The organism is Bradyrhizobium sp. C9 (assembly GCF_002532045.1).
Taxonomy (GTDB): domain Bacteria; phylum Pseudomonadota; class Alphaproteobacteria; order Rhizobiales; family Xanthobacteraceae; genus Bradyrhizobium.
This window is the reverse complement of record NZ_NWTG01000003.1, coordinates 457,268-478,857: the sequence shown is the minus strand read 5'-3', so window position 1 is coordinate 478,857 and position 21,590 is coordinate 457,268. Positions and strand designations below refer to the sequence as shown.

The window sequence follows — 21,590 nt, the reverse complement described above, 5'->3', positions numbered from 1 at the left end:
CAGGCCGCCGCCGGCTACTTTGCATGGGGTTGTTTTCGATATTTTCGTAAGCGCCCCTGTAACGGCCGCCGGCTCTTGCCTTTACCGCCCCGCGGCCTTCTTCGGCTTGCCGATGTCGCTGCGCAGGGCCTCGAGGTCCTTGCGCACGGCGGTCGCCGCATCGCGCTCGATCTTGCGGTAGCGTGCCACCAAGGAGAGACCGAACGGGGTCAGCACCGCGCCGCCGCCGTTCTTGCCGCCGGTCTGCCGTTCCACCGCCGCCTGCCGGCAGATGCGGTTGATCTCGTCGACGAGGTCCCAGGCGCGCTTGTAGCTCATGTCCATGGCGCGGCCGGCGGCGGAGATCGAGCCGCATTCCCTGATCTGCTCGAGCAGCAGGATCTTGCCCGGTCCGATGCGGTCTTCGGCATCGAGATCGATGCGGACGCTCAACGAGGGGAGCGATGTGGCGCTCGTTTTCGACATGGCAAGCCTGCTTGTCTGTTCGCTAGATTGCCACTACCTGCTTTTGCGAACAAGATGAACCCGTGACATAACGGGACATCACAAAGAATAATCGGGGTAGGCATGAGTTCTCCGTCGCTGTTTTCGCCGCTCAAGGTCGGTCCCTATGAGCTGAAGCACCGTGTCGTGATGGCGCCACTGACGCGCATGCGGGCGGCGCGGCCGAGCCTCGCGCCGCGGCCGATGAACGCGGAATATTACGCGCAGCGCGCCACACAAGGCGGCCTGCTGATCGCGGAAGCCTCGCCGGTGGTCGCCACCGGCTTCGGCAATCCCGGCGTCCCCGGCATCTACAACGAGGCCCAGATCGCGGGCTGGCGCGAGGTGGTGGATGCCGTGCACGCCAAGGGCGGGCTGATCTTCCTGCAGCTCTGGCACGTCGGCCGTGTCTCGCATTCCTCGTTCCAGCCGGATGACGCGCTGCCGGTGGCGCCGTCGGCGGTCGCGATCCCCTCCGAGTTCAAGTGCATGACGGCGGACGGCAAGGTGGTCGACTACGAGACGCCGCGTGCGCTTACGACCGGTGAGGTCGCGCTGATGGTCGAGGCCTACCGGCAAGGGGCGAAGAACGCGCTTGCCGCCGGCTTCGACGGTGTCGAGATCCACGGCGCCAATGGCTATCTGATCGAGCAGTTCCTGCAATCGCGCAGCAATTTGCGCACCGATCAGTATGGCGGCTCGATCGAGAACCGCGTCCGCTTCCTGCTGGAAGTGGCGCAGGCGGTGACCGAGGTGTGGGGCGCCAACCGCGTCGGCGTGCGGCTCTCGCCCTACGGCATTGCCAACGGCAGCGGCGAGGCCGACCCGATGCCGCTCTACAGCCACGCCATCAAGGCGCTGGACAAGTTCGGGCTCGCCTATCTGCATTTCATCGAGCCGCGCGCCTCGGGCACCGGCCGCGCCGAGGTCGACTGGCAGAACGTGCCGTCGGCGATGGTGCTGTACCGCCCGATGTGGAGCGGCGTGCTGATATCAGCCGGAAATTTCGTCGGCGACAGCGCGCAGAGCGCGGTCGCGGAAGGTCATGCCGATGCGATCGCATTCGGCCGCTACTTCATCTCCAATCCGGACCTGCCGCGCCGCCTGCAGCGCGGCTATCCGCTGACCAAGTACAACCGCGCGACCTTCTATGCCGGCGAGGAGAAGGGCTACACGGATTATCCCGTGCATGACGAGATGGCGCAGGCCTGAGGGCCTCGTCGCTCGGATAGTCTCGTAGCCCGGATGCAGCGGAGCGCAATCCGGGGGCTCTGTATCGGCGGATCAACCGTTCCCGGATTTCGCTGCGCTGCATCCGGGCTACGATAGCTCGGCCAGCAAAACCGGGAGACCCCGATGTTTCCGGACGACGAATTCGAGCCGACAAAGAAATCAAAACCGGTGGCGCTGGCGAAGCCCGCGGCCGGCCAGTGCCTGTGCGGCAAGGTGCGGTTCGAGATCGACGTGCCGGCGCGCTGGGCCTGGCACGATCACACCGCCGCGAGCCGCCGCGCCCATGGCGCGGTCTATGCGACCTATGTCGGCAGCTGGAAGAAGCGTTTCCGCATCACGCAGGGCGAAAGCGAGCTCTCGCGCTATGAGGACACGAAAAGCAAGACCGCGCGCAGCTTCTGCGCCAATTGCGGCACGCCCATCATCTACGAGCGCGCGCGGTCGCCGCACATGGTGAACATTCCGCGCGCGCTGTTTTCGGGGCGCACCGGCCGGCAGCCGCTCTATCACATCGCGATCGAGGAATTGCAGGAGTGGGCCTACACCGGCGAGCCGCTGGTGCCGCTGAAGGGCTATCCCGGCGTGGTCTGGCAGCGTTCGAAAAAGAAGAAGCGCAGCGAGCGCGAGGGCATGTTCTAGCTCATTTTCGGTGCTGATTGAATCAGGACCGATGCTCTGGCTGCGTCAGTGCTTTGCGTAGATGACCTCTTCCGACCCTACGTATTCCTCGGTCCACCCTCTCTTGTCCACGAGGAACCGCTTCAGCGGTTCGTGCGCCTTCACCCAGAGCACCGTATCGATCTTGTACTTGGCGAGCACGGCGTCCCAGGCGGCCTCGTCGATCTCCCATTTGATCAGGCTGAAATAGTCGCGCAGCAGCTCATCGGGATAGGCGGTGGCCGACCGGCCGTCGACGAACACCGGCACCGCGCCCCGCGTGTAGAAGATCAGGAGCCCGCCGACGTTCCAGTGGTTCAGCAGCCGTGCATGCGGAAAATGGCTTTGAAGATAGCGCGCATCCCGTTCCGAGAGCAGCTGCGGCATCGCGAGCGCCGGCTTGACGTACATCAAGGTCAGCGGCAGCGCGCACATTCCGACGATGCCGACAACCAGGAGCGAGCTCTGGACCTTGAGGTCGTTCAGCTGCTTGGGCAGCACCCGGTCGATGTGGAGCGCCAGCGGCACCGTTGCGAACATGAAGAAGAACGACATGTACCGGTACTGATAGAATCCCAGCAGCAGGAACAGCCAGGACAGCAGCCGCGACTCCAGAGGAGCGGGCGAGGCAGCCGGATGGCGCAGCTCGAACGCGGCGAATATCGCGATGTAGACGATGCCGGGAATGCTTCCGGGCACGCTGAAGTTCGCCGAATAAGACCACCACTCGGTGATGTTCGCCTGCGCAAAATGGCCCAGCGTGGTGGTGACGCCGTCGTAGATGTGCCAGCCGAGCGGATTGATCAGGATTGCGACAAGACAGCCGGCTGCTGCGAAACTGTAGATCCTCACGCCGGCCCAGTCCCGCCTGAGCACGGACATGGCGCCAAAAAAGCCGATGACGAAAAGCCCGAGCACAAAGCCGCCATGCAGATTGGCCCACAGGACCATCATCACCGGCAGCAGGAACCATCTGGTTCGCTTCAGGCACTCTGCGTAGAAAACGACGCAGAACAGCATGGTCGGGGTGTTCGGCGAAGCGGCGAGATAGGAATTCGGCGCGGTCACGAACGCCGGGTAAAGCAAGCACGCGGCGAGAACGGAAATGCCGACCGCGAGTGTCGAGGCGCCGCTGCGCAGGCAGATCGATGCAAGATATCCGGTGATGACGGCGCCACATGCAACGACTGACAGCGTGAGTCCGATATACCCCGTGTATTGAAACACCACGCTGGCGAGCACGTCCCAAAGCCAGGACAAATTGTACCATTGCCTGTCGCCGAGGGTGAATGACCATGGATCCTGAAAGGGGACGTTGCCGCGTTCCCTGATCAGGTCTCCGGCGGCGAGGTGCCATCCGAGATCAAGGTGGCCGAGCAGGAGCGGCCCGTTCGACAGGTAGTACAGAGACGTGGCTGCGATCAGGAAGACATAGAGACCCGGCTTCTCGAGCCCGATCGTTCCCGGTCCTCTATCGAGCCTGGTTCCGTTCCAGGCCGCCAGCGCGTCCATGACTGAACCCCCGCGATCGAAACGAGCCGCCTGCGGGCCCTGCATGCTTGTCTGTGTGCTTGATGAAGGCAAACCATCGTCGCTTTAGGACACTCTGGCTAAAGTAGCGTTAAAGCCGGCCGCGCAATTCGATGGCTCCCGTCGAGGTTCACGTCTGCCAACGCCGGCTTTCGAGGGACCGGCCAGCGGAGTGAAATGATGAGCCCGGAGTGCCAGGCGCGCGCCGGGGGAATGCGGCCATGACCGACCGCTCGATTGCTCCCCCGGCGCAAGTTTGGTCATCTCCCCCGGCGCCGTCGGCCAACGCGCCGGCAGGCCTGGAGGGAACATGAAGAATCGCATAACCGGCCGCTCGGCTTTCCTGGCGCTGTTGAAGGACGAGGGCGTCACGCATCTGTTCGGCAATCCCGGCACCACCGAATTGCCGATCATGCATGCGCTGAAGGATCATCCTGACCTCACCTATGTGATGGCGATGCAGGAGAGCCTGGTCGTCGCGATGGCCGATGGTTTCAGCCGCGCCTCCGGCAAGCTGGTCGCCTGCAACGTCCATGTCGCGCCCGGCCTCGGCAATGCGATGGGCTCGCTCTACAATGCGAGCTTCACCGGCACGCCTTTGATCCTCACCGCCGGCCAGCAGGAACAGGGCCACGGCCTGACCGAGCCGGTGCTCTATGGCCCGCTGGTGCAGATGGCCACGCCCTTGGTGAAATGGGCGGTCGAGGTGACGCGGCTCGAGGACCTGCCGCGCATCGTGCGCCGCGCCGCCAAGATCGCGACCACGCCGCCGATGGGACCGGTGTTCATCTCGCTGCCCGGCGACATTCTCAACGCCGAGGCCGGCATCGAGCTCGGCCGCTCCACCCGGATCGACACGCGGGTCCGGCCGTCGGAAGATTCCTTGAAGGCGCTGGCCGCGCGCATCCTGAAAGCCGAGCGCCCGGTGATCGTCGTCGGCGACGAGATCGTCAAGAGCGACGCGCTGCGCGAGGCCGCCGATCTGGCCGAGACGCTGGGCTGCCCGGCCTGGCAATCGCCGACGCCTTATGGTTCGCATTTCCTCTCCGAGAGCCCGAGCTTCATGGGCGCGATCGCGCGGCTGCAGAAGGTCGCGCGCGATGTGCTGGCGCCGTATGATCTGTTGATCGCGCTCGGCGGCGACCCGCTGCGGATGTCGGTCTATAGCGAGGTCGACCCGCTGCCCGACGGGCTCTCGATCGTGCAGGTCGGTCTGGTCGACAGTGATCTCGCCAGGAACTATGGCGCCGAGATCGCGGTGAAGGCGGACGTGAAGGAAACGCTGCGCGCGCTGGTCCCGGCATTGAAGGAGCTCGGCGGCGGCGCGCTGGAGACACGTGCGAAGCAGGGCCTCGCGGCGCTGTCGACGAAGAACTGGGCGGCGAAGCGCAAGGCGCTGGTCGAGCAGATCTCGAAGGCGAGCCAGACCTCGCCGATCGATCCGGATTGGTTGGCGCTGCAGGTCGTAGAGGCGATGCCGGATAACGCGATCCTGGTCGACGAGGGCCTGACCTCGTCGCGGCAGATCCTCGGCTTACGCCCGCATCGCGACCGCTTCGGCTATCACGCGCTCGCTTCCGGCGGCATCGGCTGGGGCCTGCCGGCCGCGGTCGGCGTCAGTCTCGCCAATCCGCAGCGCCCGGTGGTGTGCTATTCCGGCGACGGCTCGTCGATGTATTCGATCCAGTCGCTGTGGACCGCGGCCAATCACAAGCTGCCGCTGACCTTCGTCATCGTCAACAATGGCGGCTACCGCATCATCAAGCAGCGCCTGCTCGCCTTCCACGGCGACGACAATTATGTCGGCATGGATTTCATCGATCCACCGGTCGATTTCACCGGCGTCGCCCGCTCGCTCGGACTCGAGGCGATCAAGGTCACCGACCCGCAGGAACTGAAGGGTGTGATGAAGTCGGCATTCAGCCGCCCCGGTGCGAAGCTGATCGAGGTGATGGTCAGCAATTCGGTGAATTGACGAACTCAGAACCGTAGGGTGGGTTAACCGAAGGCGTAACCCACCGCCGGTCTCTCATCCGCACCGGTGGTTGCTGGACGAAGATGGTGGGTTACGCTTCGCTAACCCACCCTACGCACCTACTCCGCCGCACTCTTCACCCGATATCGCCCCGCCGGGTGCGTGTCGTCGAGTCTGGCGCGGCCGGCGCCGAACAACTTCTCGCGCAGCGTGCCCTTGGCGTACTCCCGTTTGTAGCGGCCGCGCTTGACGAGCTCCGGCACCAGCATGTCGGCGATATCCTCGAAATCGCCGGGCGAAATCGCAAACGCGACGTTGAGGCCGTCGACGTCGGTGTCCTCGAACCATTGCTCGATCTTGTCGGCGACCTGCTCGGGCGAACCGACCACCACGGGGCCGGCGCCGCCGATGCCGACATGCTCGGCGACCTCGCGCACGGTCCAGACCCGATCGGGATCGGCGCGGGTGACGTTGTCCATCGCGGAGCGGCCGGCATCGTTCTGCACGTGGCGGACTTCCTGATCGAGCGAATAGGTCGAGAAGTCCACACCCGTCCAGCCCGACATCAGCGCCAGCGCGCCCTCGTGGCTGATATGGCTGCGATACTCGGCGTATTTCGCCTTGGCCTCGGCTTCGGTCGGCGCCACCACGACGCACATCATCGAGAACATCAGGATCTCGGCCGCGTTGCGGCCTTTCTCGGCGGCGAGCTCGCGGATCGCCGACACCCGCGGGCCGATCACCTTCGCCGACGGGCCCGACATGAAGACGCATTCGGCGTGCTCGGCGGCGAACTGCCGGCCGCGCGGCGAGGTGCCGGCCTGGTAGAGCACCGGCGTGCGCTGCGGCGACGGTTCGGACAGATGGATCGCGTTGAGGCGGTAGCTGCTGCCCTCGTGCTGCACCCGATGGACCTTCGCAGGGTCGGTGAAGATGCCGCGCGCGACGTCGCGGATCGCGGCGTCGTCCTCCCAGCTGCCTTCCCAGAGCTTGTAGACCAGCTCCATATATTCGTCGGCGAGCTCGTAGCGGTCGTCATGCGCGGTCTGCTTGTCCTTGCCGGCACCGCGCGCGGCACTGTCGAGATAGCCCGTCACCACGTTCCAGCCGACCCGGCCGCCGGTGAGGTGATCGAGCGTCGACATCCGCCGCGCGAACGGGTAGGGCGGCTCGAAGGAGAGGTTGCTGGTGACGCCGAAGCCGAGATTTTCGGTTACCGCGGCCATCGCCGGGATCAGCATTAGCGGCTCGTTGGCCGGGGTCTGCGCCGCGTTGCGCAGCGCCGCATCCGGATTGCCCGCGTAGACGTCGTAGACGCCGAGCACGTCGGCGAGGAACAGCCCGTCGAACCGGCCGCGCTCCAGTGTCTTCGCCAGATCGGTCCAGTAGGACAGCTTGTTGTAGTCCTTGGTGCGGTCGCGCGGATGGGTCCACAGCCCCGGCGACTGATGCGCCACGCAGTTCATGGCAAAGGCGTTGAGCCGGATTTGTTTTGTCATTGTCGAAACCCTGGTCGAAACCTTGAGCGCTGCTTCGAATGCTGCTGCCCGGTCGGATGCCGGGCGTCCCGCAGCAACTTGTTGCGACTTCCCTCGTTTTGGCAAGGCCCCTTCGCGATTCACACCCTTCCGGTGGCGCGCCGATCCCGATAGGTTGCCGGCCATCAGAGCATGACCCGGCTGTGCAACGCAGCGATCCGGCGGGTTCATGCCAAGACGCGACCTGACGAAGGAACAATCATGGCGACACGGGCCGACGCAATCGCAAAGGTGCGAGAGCATTTTCAATCGGGACAGTTCTTGCAGGAGCTGGACCGCAGGGTCGGCTACCAGACCGAGAGCCTGAATGCCGACAAGGCCGATGCGCTGCGCGCCTATCTGGTCGAGAATCTGCAGCCGGCCTTCGCCGAGCTCGATTTCAAGACCCGGCTGATCGAGTCGCCGACCGGCCGCGGGCCCTATCTGATCGCCGACTACCAGGAGGATGCCGCGCGGCCGACCGTGCTGACCTACGGCCATGGCGACGTCGTCGACGGCATGGTCGGCGAATGGCGCGACGGGCTCAATCCCTGGCAGACCACGGTCAAGGGCGACCGGGTCTATGGCCGGGGCACCGCCGACAACAAGGGCCAGCATTCGATCAACATGGCCGCACTGCGCGCGGTGAAGCAGGCGCGCGGCGGCAAGCTCGGCTTCAACGCCAAGTTCATCATCGAGACCGGCGAGGAGATCGGCTCGCCCGATCTGCGCGAGGTTTGCGGGGCGCATCGCGACGAGCTGAAGGCCGATCTGTTCATTGCCTCGGACGGGCCGCGGCTGTCGGCGGACCGGCCGACCATCTTCCTCGGCTGCCGCGGCGGCAACCGCATCCATCTCGACGTCAATCTGCGCGAGGGTGGCAACCATTCCGGCAATTGGGGCGGCGTGCTGGCCAATCCGGCGACGATTCTGGTGAACGCGATCGCGAGCCTGGTCGACGGCAAGGGGCGCATGAAGCTCGAGATCCTGAAACCGCCGCCGATCTCGAACCGCGTCCGCGCCGCGCTCGCCGACGTCGAAATCAAGCCGACGGCGGATGAACCGGCGCTGGCGGAGGATTGGGGCGAGGAGGGCCTGACCGCGGCCGAACGGCTCTACGCCTGGAACACGCTGGAAGTGCTGGCGATGTCGTCAGGCAATATCGACAAGCCTGCCAACGCCATTCCGGGCAAGGCGAACGCGGTGCTGCAGCTCCGCTTCGTCGTCGGCACCAGGTATCTCGAAGTGATCGATGGGGTGCGCGACTATCTGCACAAGAACGGCTTCCCGATGGTCGAGGTCTCGGGCGCGCAGCGCTTTGGCGCCTCGCGCACCGACATGGACAGCCCGTGGATCGACTGGGCGGCGAACTCGATCCGCACCACCACTGGCAAGGCGCCGGCGGTGCTGCCGAACTTCGGCGGCTCGCTGCCGAACGACGTGTTCTCGGAAGGGCTGGGCCTGCCGACGATCTGGGTGCCGCATTCCTACCCGGGCTGCTCGCAGCACGCGCCCGACGAGCACATCCTGCTGCCGGTGACCGAGGAGGCGCTGACCATCATGGCCGGCCTGTTCTGGGATCTCGGCGAGGCAAAGCGCAAGGGGTGAAGGACGGGCCCGCTGTTTACCCGTCATCCTGAGGAGCGGCGTCAGCCGCGTCTCGAAGGATCGACGGCCACCAGCGGGGCCGTGCATCCTTCGAGGCTCGCTCCGTTCGCACCTCAGGATGACGGGCGATACATGGATGTCCGGCAAGGCCGGGCATGACGAGCGGACAACTGGCGTCCGACGCCGGCAAGGAAAACGGAATGACTTTATCAACTTCGGCCGACTCTCAACATGCAACTGCGGTCGACAAGAAAAACATCACCCGCCTGATCGTCGCGACCTCGGTCGGCAATGCGCTCGAATGGTACGACATCTCGGTCTACGCCTATTTCGCGGTCTACCTCTCCAAGGCGTTCTTCCCGGCCAATGATCCGACCACCTCGCTGCTGCTGACCTTCGGCAGCTTCGGCCTGTCGTTCCTGATCCGCCCGATCGGCGGCATCGTGCTCGGCGCTTATGCCGACCGTCACGGCCGCAAGGCCTCGTTGATGCTCTCGATCGTGCTGATGACGTTCGGCACGCTGGTGCTGGCCTTGATGCCGACCTACCAGACCATCGGCATCCTGGCGCCTGTTGCGGTGATGCTGGCGCGGTTGGTGCAGGGCTTTTCCGCGGGCGGCGAGTTCGGCTCCTCGACCGCGTTCCTGGTCGAGCACATGCCGGAGCGACGCGGTTTCGTGGCGAGCTGGCAGTTCGCGAGCCAGGGCGTCAGCGGCCTGCTCGGCGCGGGCTTCGGCGCGCTGCTGACCTCGCTGATGAGCCCCGAGGATCTGCAATCCTGGGGCTGGCGGCTGCCGTTCCTGTTCGGTGTGCTGATCGGCCCGGTCGGCATCTACATCCGCAACCATGTCGACGATGCGACGCCGCCGCCGGCAGCCGGAACGCAGGACTCGCCGGTGAGGGAAGTGTTCGCGCGGCAGAAGCTCGCGACGATCCTTGCGATCGGCGCGCTCGCGGTGTCGACCGCGGTCAATTATCTGATCGTCTATATGCCGACCTATGTGGTGAAGACGCTCAACCTCGCGCCCTCGGTCGGCTTCATCGCGGCATTCGCCGCGCAGACGGCGGTCGCGCTGCTGGCGCCGATCGCAGGCCTCGTCTCCGACAAGATCGGGCGCACCACCCACATGATCCTGTTTGCGTCGCTGCTGCTGGTCTCGATCTTCCCGGCCTTCCTGCTGCTCACGGGCAGGCCGACGCCGACCATCATCCTGATCGGCGTGCTGTGGCTCGGCGTGCTCAAGTCGCTGTATTATGGACCGCTGGCCGCGCTGATGTCGGAGCTGTTTCCGGCGGCGACGCGTGCCACCGGGCTCGGCCTCAGCTACAATATCGGCGTCACATTGTTCGGCGGCATGGGCCCGGCGATCATGACCTGGATGGGCGGCTTCGCGCCGATCGGCGAGCTCGCACCGGGTTATTACCTCACCGGTGTCTGCCTGCTCAGCCTGTGGTCGCTGTTCACCATCCGCCGGCTGCGGCTCGCATAGAGCAGGATCCGAAAAACTGCGAAGCGGTTTTTCGAAAAGATCACGCTCAAAGAGTAATTGATTTCGTAAAGCGAAATTCAAATATCCTTGTTGCTGCAGAGCAGCGTAGATAGTCGCAATCAAAGTTTCATCTGACGAAAGTATACGATGTCCGGCGCGCGTCATCCGTCTTAGGATGATGTCCGCCGGGCGCGTCTCTCGTCGTGCCCGGTTCAGGATTTGGAATTGAGGCAAGGAAGACCAAGGCATGAACGCCTCCACGACTGCGACCGCACGGACCAGCCGCAAGAGGCCGCCGCCGGAGCCGGGCCAACCCGACAAGTTCAACGCGATCCAGAAGGTCTGCGCGATCCTGCGCGTGCTGGCGCAGCGCTCGCCGCTGCGGCTGACCGACATCGCCGACACCACCTCGCTGAACAAGGCGACCGCGCTGCGCATCCTCAACTCGCTGATCGAGGAAGGTTTCGTCAGCCGCGTCACCGGCGCCAAGACCTATGAGCTCGGCCAGGAGGCGCGGGTGATGGCGGTCGGCGCGCGCCGTTCGGTCGACATCGCCGAACTGGCGCAGCCGAGCCTGCTGCGGCTGTCGGAGCGCTCAGCGGACACGGCGCTGCTGTCGGTGCGCTCCGGCGTCGAGGCGCTCTATCTGGCGCGCTCGGTCGGCAGCCATCCGCTGCAGCCGAACTATCTGCAGATCGGCAGCCGCCGACCGCTCGGGGTCGGCGCCGGCGCGCTGGCGCTCCTGGTCTGGCTGCCGGATGCCGAGATCGAGGCCGTGATCGAGGTGATCGTGCCGCGGCTGGCGAAATCGCCGCGCATCACGCCGAAATTCCTGCGTGAGCGGATCGCGGTGGCGCGCAAGGCCGGCCACACCGTGCTGCTCGACGCCGCATTCCCCGGCATGGGCGGCGTCGGCGTTCCCGTCCGCGACGATGCCGGCGAGGTGGTCGCCGCGCTCTCGATCGGCGCCGCCACCGATCGCATCCGCCGCCGCGAAAGCGAACTCGCCGACATGCTGAAGAAAGAAGCCCAGGTGCTGGCCCGCGCGATGGCCCAGGCGCCGAAGAACGGGCGTCCGACGAAGGTGGGCTAAGCCGCCACTTCGCCTCTCCCCGCGCGCGGGGAGAGGCCGCAACGCATCGTCAGATGCGTTGCGGGTGAGGGGGAGCCTCCGCGAACTCAGCTATCACCGTTTCCGCGGAGGCAGCCCCTCACCCCAACCCTCTCCCCGTAAGAACGGGGCGAGGGGGCTAGCTGCTCGCGCGGCAGCAGATCGACAGCTTCCTACGCCCCCTCATCCAGCGCCACCAGCTCGCGCTTCCTGCGCAGCGACGGCAGCAGCGGGCCGACCAGCAGCACCAGCGCGAAGGCGAGGCAGATCGCCGAGATCGGCCGCTCCACAAAGGTCATGAGGTCGCCCTGCGACAGGATCAGCGACTTGCGCAGATTGTTCTCCAGCATCGGCCCGAGCACGAAGGCCAGCACCAGCGGCGCCGGCTCGTAGCCGAGCTTGCGCATGAAATAGCCGATCACGCCGAACGCGATCATGACGTGGACGTCGAACACGTTGTTGCTGGAGCAGTAGACGCCGATGATCGTGAACAGGATGATCAGCGGGAACAGCACGTTGTAGGGCAGCCGCAGCAGCTGCACCCACATGCCGATCATCGGCAGGTTGAGCACCAGCAGCATCAGGTTGCCGATATACATGCTGGCGACGATGCCCCAGAACAGCGTCGGGTTCTGCGAGATCATCAATGGTCCCGGCTGCAGGCCGTGGATCACGAAGGCGCCGAGCAAGAGCGCCATCACCACGTTCGGCGGGATGCCGAGCGTCATCAGCGGAATGAAGGCGCCGCCGGCGGCGGAATTGTTGGCCGATTCCGGCCCCGCGACTCCCTCGATCGCGCCATGGCCGAAGCGCTCCGGATGCTTCGAGAGCCGCTTCTCCAGCGCATAGGACGCGAACGACGCCACCACGGCGCCGCCGCCGGGCAGGATGCCGAGGAAGAAGCCGAGCACGGTGCCGCGTGCCACCGGTCCGCTGCTGGCCTTCCAGTCCTCCCTGCTCGGCAGCAGCTGGGTGATCTTCGTCTTGATGATGTCGCGCTTGATCGCCTGCTCGGTGTTGAGCAGCACCTCGGCGACGCCGAACAGGCCCATCACGACAGGCACGAGGCCGATGCCGTCGATCAGCTCGATGCGGCCGAAGGTCAGTCGCGGCTGCGCGGTGATGCTGTCGAGCCCGACCAGGCCGAGCACGACGCCGATGCAGGCCATCAGCAGCGCCTTGGCCATCGAGCCTTGCGTCAGGAAGGTCAGCACGACGAGGCCGAGCACCATCAGGCTGAAATATTCGGCGGGGCCGAACGCGATCGCGACGCTGGCGAGCGAGGGCGCGACCAGCATCAGGGCGACCAGCGAGAAGGTGCCGGCGATGAACGAGCCGAATGCGGAGATGCCGAGCGCGGGGCCGGCGCGGCCCTGCTTGGCCATCTGGTGGCCGTCGATGCAGGTGACGACGGAGGCGGCTTCGCCGGGAATGTTGACCAGGATCGACGTGGTCGAGCCGCCATACATCGAGCCGTAGTAGATGCCGGCCATCATGATGATGCCGGACTCCGGCGTGCCTGACAGCGTGACGGGCAGCAGCAGCGACATCGCCGAGATCGGGCCGATGCCGGGCAGCACGCCGACCAGCGTGCCGATGAAGACGCCGATGAAGCAATAAAGCAGATTGACCGGCAGCAACGCGACGCCGAGGCCGTGGGCGACATTGACGAGAGTATCCATGAGCGCTCAACCGATCTCGAACATGCCGCTCGGCAGCTGGATCGCGAGCAGGTGCTTCAGCACCCACCACATCCCGAGCGGGGCTAGGATGGACAGCGGGATCGCCAGCGACCAGCGCACCGGATCGATCACGCGCAATAGCAACAGCATCAGCGGGATCGCCGACAGCAGGAAGCCCAGCGGCTCCAGCGCAAAGGCGAACGCGGCGAGGCAGACGATGACGAGGACCGGCTTGCCCCAGCGCGCATTCTCCCAGCGCGAGGCGAAGGTCGGGCCGCCCTCGGTGATCGCGGCGAGGATGATCGAGATCGCGAACACGCACATCAGGATGCCGGTGTAGAACAGCACGTAGCCGGAGCCGGGATCGTTGATGGTGCCGAGCTTGAGCTTGAGCCCCGACCAGATCACGAAGCCGCCGAGCGAAAGCCCGATCAGGCCGCCCCAGAGCTCGGAGTTGTTGAGGCGGAGTTTGACGTTGGTGTTGTTGTTCATGGCAAGCCTCGCTCTTAGTTCACCGTCACCCCCGCGCAACGGCTTTGCCGTTGTCGCTGGAGGTGGCGACGCGCAGCGACGCCCTCGAAGGGCGACGGTGCCCGTGTCCATCCTTCGAGGCGAGCCGCAAGGGCGGCTCGCACCTCGGGATGACGCTCTCGCTCGTGGTGAGCTCAGTTCTGTGTCATTGTCTCTTACTTCTTCGTCAGCCCGAGCGTGTCGATCACCTTGCGTTCGGACTCGGTGACCTCGACCACGAACTTCCTGTAGTCCTCGGTGTTCTTGTAGTTCGGCACCATGTCGTATTTGGCCAGTGTTGCGATCACGGCCGGATCCTCGATCGCCTTCTTGAAGGCGTCGTGCAGCTTGGCGACGATCTTGGGATCCATGCCCTTGGGGCCGGCGATGCCGAACGGCGAGTCATAGATCATGGGATAGCCGAGCTCCTTGAGCGTCGGCACGTCGGGATAGTTCGGCGAGCGCGTGCCGGTCCACACCATCAACAGGCGGAGCTTGCCGGCGTCGACCAGCGGCCGCCAGCCGGTGGAATCGGCCTGCAGCATGGTGTGCTGGCCGAGCACCGCGGCGTTGGTCTCGGCGCCGCCCTTGAACGGCACCTGCGTCAGCTTGATCCCGCCGGCCATCAAGGCGATCTGCTCCATGCCGATATGCAGCGAGGTGCCGGTGCCCGGCGTCGCGTAGGTCACCTTACCGGGATTCTTCTTGGCGAAATCGACCACGTCCTGCCAGGTCTTGAACTGCGACTCTGCATTGGTGGTGACGCCGAAGGTGTAGCCGGTGAGGTGGACGATGTAGGAGAAATCCTTCGCCGGATCCCACGACACCTCCTGCATCAACGGCAGGCGGAACACGGTGATCGGAATCTGCGCGATGGTGTAGCCGTCGGGCTTGGCGCCGGCCGCCATGGTCGCGGGGCCCACGGTGCCGCCGCCGCCCGCCTTGTTGTCGACCGCGATCGGCTGGCCCAGCACCTTCGAGGCGCTCTCGGCGATCGCGCGCATCGAGATATCGGTCGAGCCGCCCGCCGGCCATGGCACGATCAGCGTGATCGGCTTGGTCGGATACTCCTGCGCCTGCGCCGCCGTTGACAGCAGCATGCCGGCGGCGGCGAGCAGGACCATCCAGGAATTGCGGTGCGACATCTCGATTTCTCCCGTGCGGCCGCGTTCGATCGCGGCCAAGTCTTGTTCGGTGTTGGCAATGATCGTCCCTGTCGTCGCAGGGACGTAAGAGCGCATTGGACAGAACGCGGCGGGCAACGGAAGAGCGAAGGCGCCGGCTGCGACAATTGGCCTGTCGCGGTCTGGCGCAACCTGCCGAGCCGCGGAATTCAATCGGCCTTTGGTCTGACGGATTGGCAGCTATTGGCAGCTCCCGGCAGCGTGCGAGGAGGGGGGCGCCGCCCCGCGCCCTGACCGGCAAGCCGCGTTTGGTCAAGCGTATAATCCGGGGAACCCAAGGGCATCGGCGCCTTGCGGGATGGCGCCCTTCCGGTCATCATGGGGCGTCCGCCGCAGGAAAACCTCCCCGCCAGATGATGCTATCGCCCGACGCCACCGACGACGCTGTGACGACGGCGTTTGCCGGCATTCCCGCATTGCTCGACCAGGCGCCTTTCTTGGTCTCGCGCGGGCGGCTGCTCGATTGCGACTGCCTGCTCGGCCCGATGGCGCGGCCGTTTCATGCCGCGATCCGCGCCGGGCGCATCGTCGAGTTCGTGCCTTCGCCGGTCCTGATGCGCTCGTGGCGCTTTGCCTATCGCGCGACGCCGCAGGCCTGGGCGGCCTATTGGCAGGCAGAGCCGAAACCCGGCTGGCACGATCTCCTGGCGCTGACCAAGCGCGGCGAGGCGGTGCTGGAAGGCGATCTGCATCCCTTCATGGCGCACCTGCAATACTTCAAGGACCTGCTGGCGCTGCCGCGACAGCATTTTGCGGCGGCCGTAGCATGAGCGGCACGCTCACGAACGGCCATATCGAGCCGATGGTCGGCCGCTACGTTCACGTCGAGATCGGCGGCGAGCTGCACCGCATCTACTTCGAGGAGAACGGCAAGGGCATTCCGCTGGTCTGCCTGCACACCGCGGGATCAGATGCGCGGCAGTGGCGGCATCTGCTCGCAGACGCGCAATTTGCCGAAAATTTCCGCGTCATTGCCTTCGATATGCCCTGGCATGGCAAGTCGAATCCGCCGAAAAGCTGGGCCGGCGATGAATACCAACTCACCACCGCGCGCTACACCGAGACCATCCGCGCCTTCTGCCGCGCATTGCGGCTGGAGAAGCCTGTCGTGATGGGCTGCTCGATCGGCGGCCGCATCGTGCTCAACCTTGCGATCGAACATGCCGCCGAGTTCCGCGCGCTGATCGGGCTGGAGGCGGCCGATTTCCAGGCGCCGTGGTATGACACCGACTGGCTGAACCGCCCCGACGTTCACGGTGGCGAGGTTTGCGCCGCGCTGGTGTCGGGGCTGATTGCGCCGCAGAGCCCGGCGCCTGCGCGGATGGAAACGCTGTGGGCCTACAAGCAGGGCGGCCCCGGCGTGTTCAAGGGCGACCTGTATTTCTACCGTGTCGACGGCGACCTGCGCGGCCGGGTCGCGTCAATCGATACTAAAGTATGCAGGCTCTATCTCCTCACGGGCGAGTATGATTTCTCCTGCACGCCTGAGGACACGAGGCGGACGGCAGCGGCAATAGGGGGCGCCAGCGTCACGATCATGGAAAGGCTCGGTCATTTTCCGATGAGCGAGAATCCGGAGCAGTTTCGCCGCTATATCGCACCCGTCCTCGCCGACATTCTCACGCAGTAAATCGACGTTTCCACGAAGGAGTAGACGTATGACATCCAAATATCTCATCGGCTTCGCGCTCGCCGCCGCCCTCGGCGTGAGCCAGGCGCAGGCCGAGGAGCTGACCGGGACGCTGAAGAACATCAAGGAAACCGGCGCGATCACGCTCGGCTTCCGCGATTCCTCGATCCCGTTCTCCTATCTCGACGACAACCAGAAGCCCGTCGGTTATGCGATGGACATCTGCTACAAGATCGTCGATGCCATCAAGAAGGAGCTGAAGCTCGACAAGCTCGAGGTCAAGCTCAACCCGGTGACCTCGGCGACGCGCATCCCGCTGATGGCCAACGGCACTGTCGACCTCGAATGCGGCTCGACCACCAACAATGCCGAGCGCCAGAAGCAGGTCTGGTTCACCAACACCCATTTTCTGACCGCCAGCCGCTACGTCTTCAAGAAGTCGAGCGGGTTGAAGTCGATCGACGACCTCAAGGGCAAGACCGTGGTTTCGACCGCCGGCACCACCAACATCAAGCAGCTCACCGAGGCCAATGTCGCGCGCGGCCTCGGCGCCAACATCATCCCGGCCAAGGACCATGCCGAAGCCTTCCTGATGGTCGAGACCGACCGCGCGGTCGCCTTCGTGATGGACGACATCCTGCTCGCGAGCCTCGTCGCCGGCTCGAAGTCGCCGGGCGACTATGTGATCTCGAAGGATGCGTTCTCCAAGCCGGAGCCCTACGGCATCATGCTGCGCAAGGATGACGCGCCGTTCAAGAAGGTCGTCGACGCCGCCACCGCCGCGCTCTACACCAGCGGCGAAGGCGAGAAGATCTACGACAAGTGGTTCATGCAGAAGATTCCGCCGAAGGGCCTGACCCTCAATGTCGAGCTCGGGCCGGAGCTGAAGCACGAGTTCGCCAAGCCCTCGGACTCGCCGGATCCAGATTCATACAAGTAAGCTGCTGAGCCCTCATGGTTCGGGCGGCGCAATGCGCCTCCTCACCGTGAGGGACCAGAGGACTAGGAATGTCCGGCCATTTTTGGAGGAAAATGGCCGGACATTTGCATAGACGCCGCGCGTGATGTCGGCGTAATGCGTGATCGGCGCGAGAGCGCGGGGGACCCGTGAACTACAATTGGAACTGGCACATCTTTCTTGAGCCGAACCCGATGGGGACCGGCACCTATCTCGACCTGTTGCTGGCGGGACTGGTGGTCACCATCAAGGTGTCGGTGCTCGCCTGGATCATCGCGCTGGTCACCGGCACGGTGATCGGCGTGCTGCGCACGCTGCCGTCGCGGATGGCGTCGTGGATCGGCTTCTGCTGGGTCGAGTTCTTCCGCAACATGCCGCTCCTGGTGCAGCTGTTCCTGTGGTTCTTCGTGCTGCCCGAGCTGCTGCCGAAATCCGCCGGGCTGTGGCTGAAGCAGTTGCCGAACGCGCCGTTCTGGACTGCCGCGGTCGGCGTCGGCCTCTTCATGTCGGCGCGTGTCGCCGTGCAGTTGCAGGCCGGCATCGGCTCGCTGCCACGCGGCCAGAAGCAGGCCTCGACCGCGCTCGGCCTCACCACGGTGCAGACCTATCGCTACGTGCTGCTGCCGATGGCGTTCCGCATCATCCTGCCGCCGCTGACCTCCGAGTTCCTCAACACCATCAAGAACAGCGCGGTCGCCATCACCATCGGTCTGATCGAATTGACCGGCGAGGCGCGCTCGATGCAGGAGTTCTCGTTCCAGGTGTTCGAGGCGTTCACCGCGGCAACCGTGCTCTACCTTCTTCTCAATTTCGTCGTGGTCACCGCGATGCGCTTCCTCGAGCGCTATGTCGCGATCCCCGGCTACATCACGGGCAAATGACGATGCTCGGCAATCTCGATTTCGACGTCATCCGCCGCTCGCTGCCCTATCTGTTCCTGGAGGGTATGCGCTTCACGCTGACCTTGACGGCGCTCGCGGCATTCGGCGGCCTCGTGTTCGGCACCCTGATCGCCCTGATGCGGCTGTCGAGCTACAAGGTGCTCGGGCGCATCGCGGGCTTCTACGTCGACTTCATCCGCTCGCTGCCGCTGGTGCTGGTGATCTTCTGGTTCTACTTCCTGGTGCCCTACATCGGGCAGTGGCTGACCGGCGCATCGCGGCCGATCTCGGTCGGTGCCTTCGCTTCCTCGCTGATCACCTTCATCGCGTTCGAGGCGGCCTATTTCTCCGAGATCATGCGCGCCGGCATCCAGTCGATCTCGCGCGGCCAGCCGGCCGCGGCCAGTGCGCTCGGCCTGACCTACGCGCAGTCGATGCGCTACGTCGTGCTGCCGCAGGCGTTCCGCAACATGCTGCCGGTGCTGCTGACGCAGACCATCGTGCTGTTCCAGGACACCTCGCTGGTGTACGTGCTGTCGATCCCGGATTTCCTCGGCGCCGCCAGCAAGGTCGCGCAGCGCGACGGCCGTCTGGTTGAAATGTACCTGTTCGCCGCGCTGGTCTACTTCGTCATTTCCTGTGTCGCGTCTTTCGGCGTCCGCCGCCTGCAGTCGCGGATCGCCATTGTTCGCTGAACAACAAGCTGAGCCATCATGATCGAGATCAATCACGTCAATAAATGGTACGGGCCGACCTTCCAGGTGCTGAAGGACTGCACCACCAGCGTCGCCAAGGGCGAGGTGGTCGTGGTCTGCGGCCCGTCCGGCTCGGGAAAGTCGACGCTGATCAAATGCGTCAACGCGCTGGAGCCGATCCAGGACGGTGACATCACGCTCGACGGCATCAAGGTCAATGATCCCAAGACCGACCTGCCGAAGCTGCGCTCGCGCGTCGGCATGGTGTTCCAGCACTTCGAGCTGTTCCCGCATCTACGCATCATCGACAATCTCCGCCTCGCGCAGGAGAAGGTACTGGGCCGAAAGCATGACGATGCCACCGCCAAGGGCATGAAGCTCCTGGAGCGCGTCGGGCTGAAGGACCACGCCAAGAAGTTTCCCGCCGAATTGTCCGGCGGTCAGCAGCAACGCGTCGCGATCGCCCGCGCGCTGGCGATGGACCCGATCGCGATGCTGTTCGACGAGCCGACCTCGGCGCTCGATCCGGAAATGATCAGCGAGGTGCTCGACGTCATGGTCGACCTCGCCCGCGAGGGCATGACCATGATGGTGGTGACCCACGAAATGGGCTTTGCCAACAAGGTCGCCGACCGCGTCATCTTCATGGACCGCGGCGAGATCGTCGAGGACGCCAAGAAGGCTGACTTCTTCGGCACGCCTCGCAGCGACCGCGCGCAGAAGTTCCTGTCGAAGATCTTGCAGCACTGAGGCGCTGCACCGGCCAGACCCGTCATCCCGAGGAGCCGCGGAGCGGCGTCTCGAAGGATGCACGGCCGCCAGCGGGGCCGTCGACCCTTCGAAACGCGCGCAAGGCGCGCTCCTCCAGCGACAAAGGCGAAGCCTTTACGCGGGGCTGACGGTGGAGGGTTTTCCCCCGTTAACAATTTGCGTATACGAAGGCCTGAAACTCCCCTTCGTCCGCAGGAGAACTCGCGTGGAAAAGATCGCTTACGTCAACGGCTCGTTCGTGCCGCATTCGGAGGCCAAGGTCTCGGTGTTCGACCGCGGATTCCTGTTCGCCGACGGCATCTACGAGGTGGCGGCGGTGCTCGAGGGCAAGCTGATCGACAATGCCTCGCATCTGGCGCGGCTGAAGCGCTCGGTCGGCGAGATCCAGCTCGCGCTCCCCGAGACGCTGGAGCGGATCGAGGAGATCCAGAAGGAGCTGGTCAAGCGCAACGACCTCGTCAACGGTATGGTTTATCTCGAGGTCACCCGCGGCGCCGACAAGGGGCGCGACTTCGCCTTCCCGAAGGCCGACGTCAAACCGACCCTTGTGATGTTCACCTCGGAAAAGGACATCATCAACGCCCCGTCGGCGAAGACCGGCATCAACGTCATCACGGTGCCCGACATCCGCTGGGAGCGGCGCGACATCAAGAGCGTGGCGCTCTTGGCGCAGGTGCTGGCCAAGCAGGCGGCGGCCGCGGCCGGCGCCGGCGAAGCCTGGATGATCGAGGACGGCAAGGTCACCGAGGGCGGCTCGTCCTCGTCCTTCATCGTCACCCAGGACGACGTGATCGTGACCCGCCAGAATGGCAACGAGATCCTGCCCGGCTGCACCCGCAAGGCGGTGGTCAAGCTCGCCGAGGAGCGTCAGCTTCGGATCGAGGAGCGCGCCTTCACGGTCGAGGAAGCGCTCGCCGCCAAGGAAGCCTTCATCACCAGCGCCTCGGTGTTCGTGCAGGGCGTGGTCGCGATCGACGGCAAGAAGGTCGGCAGCGGCAAGGTCGGCCCGATCACCGACCGCCTGCGCGAGATCTATGTCGAGTTCGCCCGCGCGACGGCGGTTTGATCCGTCCCCATCCGCGCTGTCATCGCGCGGCTCGACCGGGCGATCCAGTATTCCAGAGACCGCGGTGCTTGAGCCGAAGGGCCGCGGCGTACTGGATGCCCCGCATGAAGCGGGGCATGACAGCGGAGAATATGGCGGACAGTATCGTCCTCACGCCGCGACCTTCACCTTCACCGGATGCACTGCGCGGAAGCCGATCGCGATCCGGTTCCAGGCATTGATGGCGCCGATCAGCGTGGTCAGGTTGACCAGCTCGCTGTCCGTGAACTGCGCGCGCACCGCCTCGTAGTCGGCGTCGGGCGCATGCGTCTCTGCAATCAGCGTCAGCGCTTCGGTCCAGGCCAGCGCGGCGCGCTCGCGTTCGCTGTAGAGCGGCGACTCGCGCCAGGCGTTGAGCAGATAGAGCCGCTGCTCGGTCTCGCCGTGCTTGCGGGCGTCCTCGGTGTGCATGTTGATGCAGTAGGCGCAGCCGTTGATCTGCGAGGCGCGGGTCTTGACCAGCTCGATCAGCGATTGCTCCAGACCACTCGCCGTGATCTGGCCTTCGACTGCAACCAGCGATTTGATCGTCTCGGGGGCTGCCTGGTAGAAATTCATGCGGGGTTTCAT

20 protein-coding genes are annotated in these 21,590 nt (G+C 65.0%); 13 read left to right on the top strand and 7 right to left on the bottom strand.

All coding sequences use genetic code 11. The features are described from left to right. Positions 1 to 81: 81 nt before the first annotated feature. Complete coding sequence (locus tag CO675_RS09900) at positions 82 to 465, bottom strand: winged helix-turn-helix domain-containing protein (protein WP_097671715.1); 384 nt, start codon at positions 463 to 465, stop codon at positions 82 to 84. 102 nt (positions 466 to 567) lie between these two features. Between CO675_RS09900 and CO675_RS09895 the strand changes: the two genes are divergently transcribed. Both CO675_RS09895 and CO675_RS09890 read left to right on the top strand, forming a co-directional pair. Then, positions 568 to 1,695 carry an alkene reductase gene (locus CO675_RS09895; RefSeq protein ID WP_097671714.1) on the top strand — a complete coding sequence of 376 codons (1,128 nt, stop codon included), beginning with the start codon at positions 568 to 570 and terminating at the stop codon, positions 1,693 to 1,695. 144 nt (positions 1,696 to 1,839) lie between these two features. Beyond that, positions 1,840 to 2,355, top strand: a complete 516-nt coding sequence (locus CO675_RS09890; RefSeq protein ID WP_245452695.1) for a GFA family protein — start codon at positions 1,840 to 1,842, stop codon at positions 2,353 to 2,355. A gap of 45 nt (positions 2,356 to 2,400) precedes the next feature. On the opposite strand, the gene CO675_RS09885 is transcribed toward CO675_RS09890, so the two are convergent. Beyond that, positions 2,401 to 3,885: a hypothetical protein gene (locus CO675_RS09885; protein WP_097671713.1), complete on the bottom strand. Its 1,485-nt coding sequence runs from the start codon at positions 3,883 to 3,885 to the stop codon at positions 2,401 to 2,403. Between the two features lie 328 nt (positions 3,886 to 4,213). Here CO675_RS09885 and CO675_RS09880 point away from each other — a divergent pair, with 328 nt between their 5' ends. Next, complete coding sequence (locus CO675_RS09880) at positions 4,214 to 5,878, top strand: thiamine pyrophosphate-binding protein (RefSeq protein WP_097671712.1); 1,665 nt, start codon at positions 4,214 to 4,216, stop codon at positions 5,876 to 5,878. Positions 5,879 to 5,997: 119 nt separating this feature from the next. Here the strand turns inward: CO675_RS09880 and CO675_RS09875 are convergent, their stop codons facing one another. Beyond that, positions 5,998 to 7,377: an LLM class flavin-dependent oxidoreductase gene (locus CO675_RS09875; protein WP_097671711.1), complete on the bottom strand. Its 1,380-nt coding sequence runs from the start codon at positions 7,375 to 7,377 to the stop codon at positions 5,998 to 6,000. A gap of 240 nt (positions 7,378 to 7,617) precedes the next feature. On the opposite strand from CO675_RS09875, the gene CO675_RS09870 reads away from it, so the two are divergent. The 3 genes from CO675_RS09870 to CO675_RS09860 all read left to right on the top strand — a co-directional run bounded on the left by CO675_RS09870 (position 7,618) and on the right by CO675_RS09860 (position 11,586). Continuing rightward, on the top strand, positions 7,618 to 9,003 hold the full coding sequence (locus CO675_RS09870) for a M20 family metallopeptidase (protein ID WP_097671837.1): 1,386 nt from the start codon (positions 7,618 to 7,620) through the stop codon (positions 9,001 to 9,003). 200 nt (positions 9,004 to 9,203) lie between these two features. After that, entirely contained in the window at positions 9,204 to 10,493 is a 1,290-nt protein-coding gene (locus CO675_RS09865) for an MFS transporter (protein WP_097671836.1), read from the top strand. 247 nt (positions 10,494 to 10,740) lie between these two features. Continuing rightward, positions 10,741 to 11,586, top strand: a complete 846-nt coding sequence (locus CO675_RS09860; protein ID WP_097671710.1) for an IclR family transcriptional regulator — start codon at positions 10,741 to 10,743, stop codon at positions 11,584 to 11,586. 191 nt (positions 11,587 to 11,777) lie between these two features. Here the strand turns inward: CO675_RS09860 and CO675_RS09855 are convergent, their stop codons facing one another. The 3 genes from CO675_RS09855 to CO675_RS09845 form a co-directional block, all read right to left on the bottom strand. Further along, positions 11,778 to 13,286 (bottom strand): tripartite tricarboxylate transporter permease, encoded by a 1,509-nt coding sequence (locus tag CO675_RS09855; protein ID WP_097671709.1) that lies wholly within the window; start codon positions 13,284 to 13,286, stop codon positions 11,778 to 11,780. Positions 13,287 to 13,292: 6 nt separating this feature from the next. Beyond that, a complete protein-coding gene (locus CO675_RS09850; RefSeq protein ID WP_097671708.1) occupies positions 13,293 to 13,778 on the bottom strand; it encodes a tripartite tricarboxylate transporter TctB family protein in 486 nt (161 codons plus the stop codon). 194 nt (positions 13,779 to 13,972) lie between these two features. Beyond that, positions 13,973 to 14,941 carry a tripartite tricarboxylate transporter substrate binding protein gene (locus CO675_RS09845; protein ID WP_097671835.1) on the bottom strand — a complete coding sequence of 323 codons (969 nt, stop codon included), beginning with the start codon at positions 14,939 to 14,941 and terminating at the stop codon, positions 13,973 to 13,975. Positions 14,942 to 15,333: 392 nt separating this feature from the next. On the opposite strand from CO675_RS09845, the gene CO675_RS09840 reads away from it, so the two are divergent. The 7 genes from CO675_RS09840 (at position 15,334) to CO675_RS09810 (ending at position 20,981) form a co-directional block, all read left to right on the top strand. After that, a complete protein-coding gene (locus CO675_RS09840) occupies positions 15,334 to 15,750 on the top strand; it encodes a hypothetical protein (RefSeq protein ID WP_097671707.1) in 417 nt (138 codons plus the stop codon). Next, positions 15,747 to 16,610 carry an alpha/beta fold hydrolase gene (locus tag CO675_RS09835; RefSeq protein ID WP_097671706.1) on the top strand — a complete coding sequence of 288 codons (864 nt, stop codon included), beginning with the start codon at positions 15,747 to 15,749 and terminating at the stop codon, positions 16,608 to 16,610. The genes CO675_RS09840 and CO675_RS09835 overlap by 4 nt, the downstream gene beginning before the upstream one ends. Positions 16,611 to 16,638: 28 nt before the next feature. Beyond that, on the top strand, positions 16,639 to 17,550 hold the full coding sequence (locus tag CO675_RS09830) for an amino acid ABC transporter substrate-binding protein (protein WP_097671705.1): 912 nt from the start codon (positions 16,639 to 16,641) through the stop codon (positions 17,548 to 17,550). A 167-nt stretch (positions 17,551 to 17,717) separates the two neighbouring features. Then, a complete protein-coding gene (locus CO675_RS09825; RefSeq protein ID WP_097671704.1) occupies positions 17,718 to 18,449 on the top strand; it encodes an amino acid ABC transporter permease in 732 nt (243 codons plus the stop codon). 2 nt (positions 18,450 to 18,451) lie between these two features. After that, positions 18,452 to 19,144: an amino acid ABC transporter permease gene (locus tag CO675_RS09820; protein WP_097671834.1), complete on the top strand. Its 693-nt coding sequence runs from the start codon at positions 18,452 to 18,454 to the stop codon at positions 19,142 to 19,144. 18 nt (positions 19,145 to 19,162) lie between these two features. Then, positions 19,163 to 19,894 carry an amino acid ABC transporter ATP-binding protein gene (locus tag CO675_RS09815; protein WP_097671703.1) on the top strand — a complete coding sequence of 244 codons (732 nt, stop codon included), beginning with the start codon at positions 19,163 to 19,165 and terminating at the stop codon, positions 19,892 to 19,894. Between the two features lie 226 nt (positions 19,895 to 20,120). Then, positions 20,121 to 20,981, top strand: a complete 861-nt coding sequence (locus CO675_RS09810) for a D-amino-acid transaminase (protein ID WP_097671702.1) — start codon at positions 20,121 to 20,123, stop codon at positions 20,979 to 20,981. A 150-nt stretch (positions 20,982 to 21,131) separates the two neighbouring features. Here CO675_RS09810 and CO675_RS09805 read toward each other — a convergent pair whose 3' ends face one another. After that, positions 21,132 to 21,590: a carboxymuconolactone decarboxylase family protein gene (locus CO675_RS09805; protein WP_097671833.1), complete on the bottom strand. Its 459-nt coding sequence runs from the start codon at positions 21,588 to 21,590 to the stop codon at positions 21,132 to 21,134.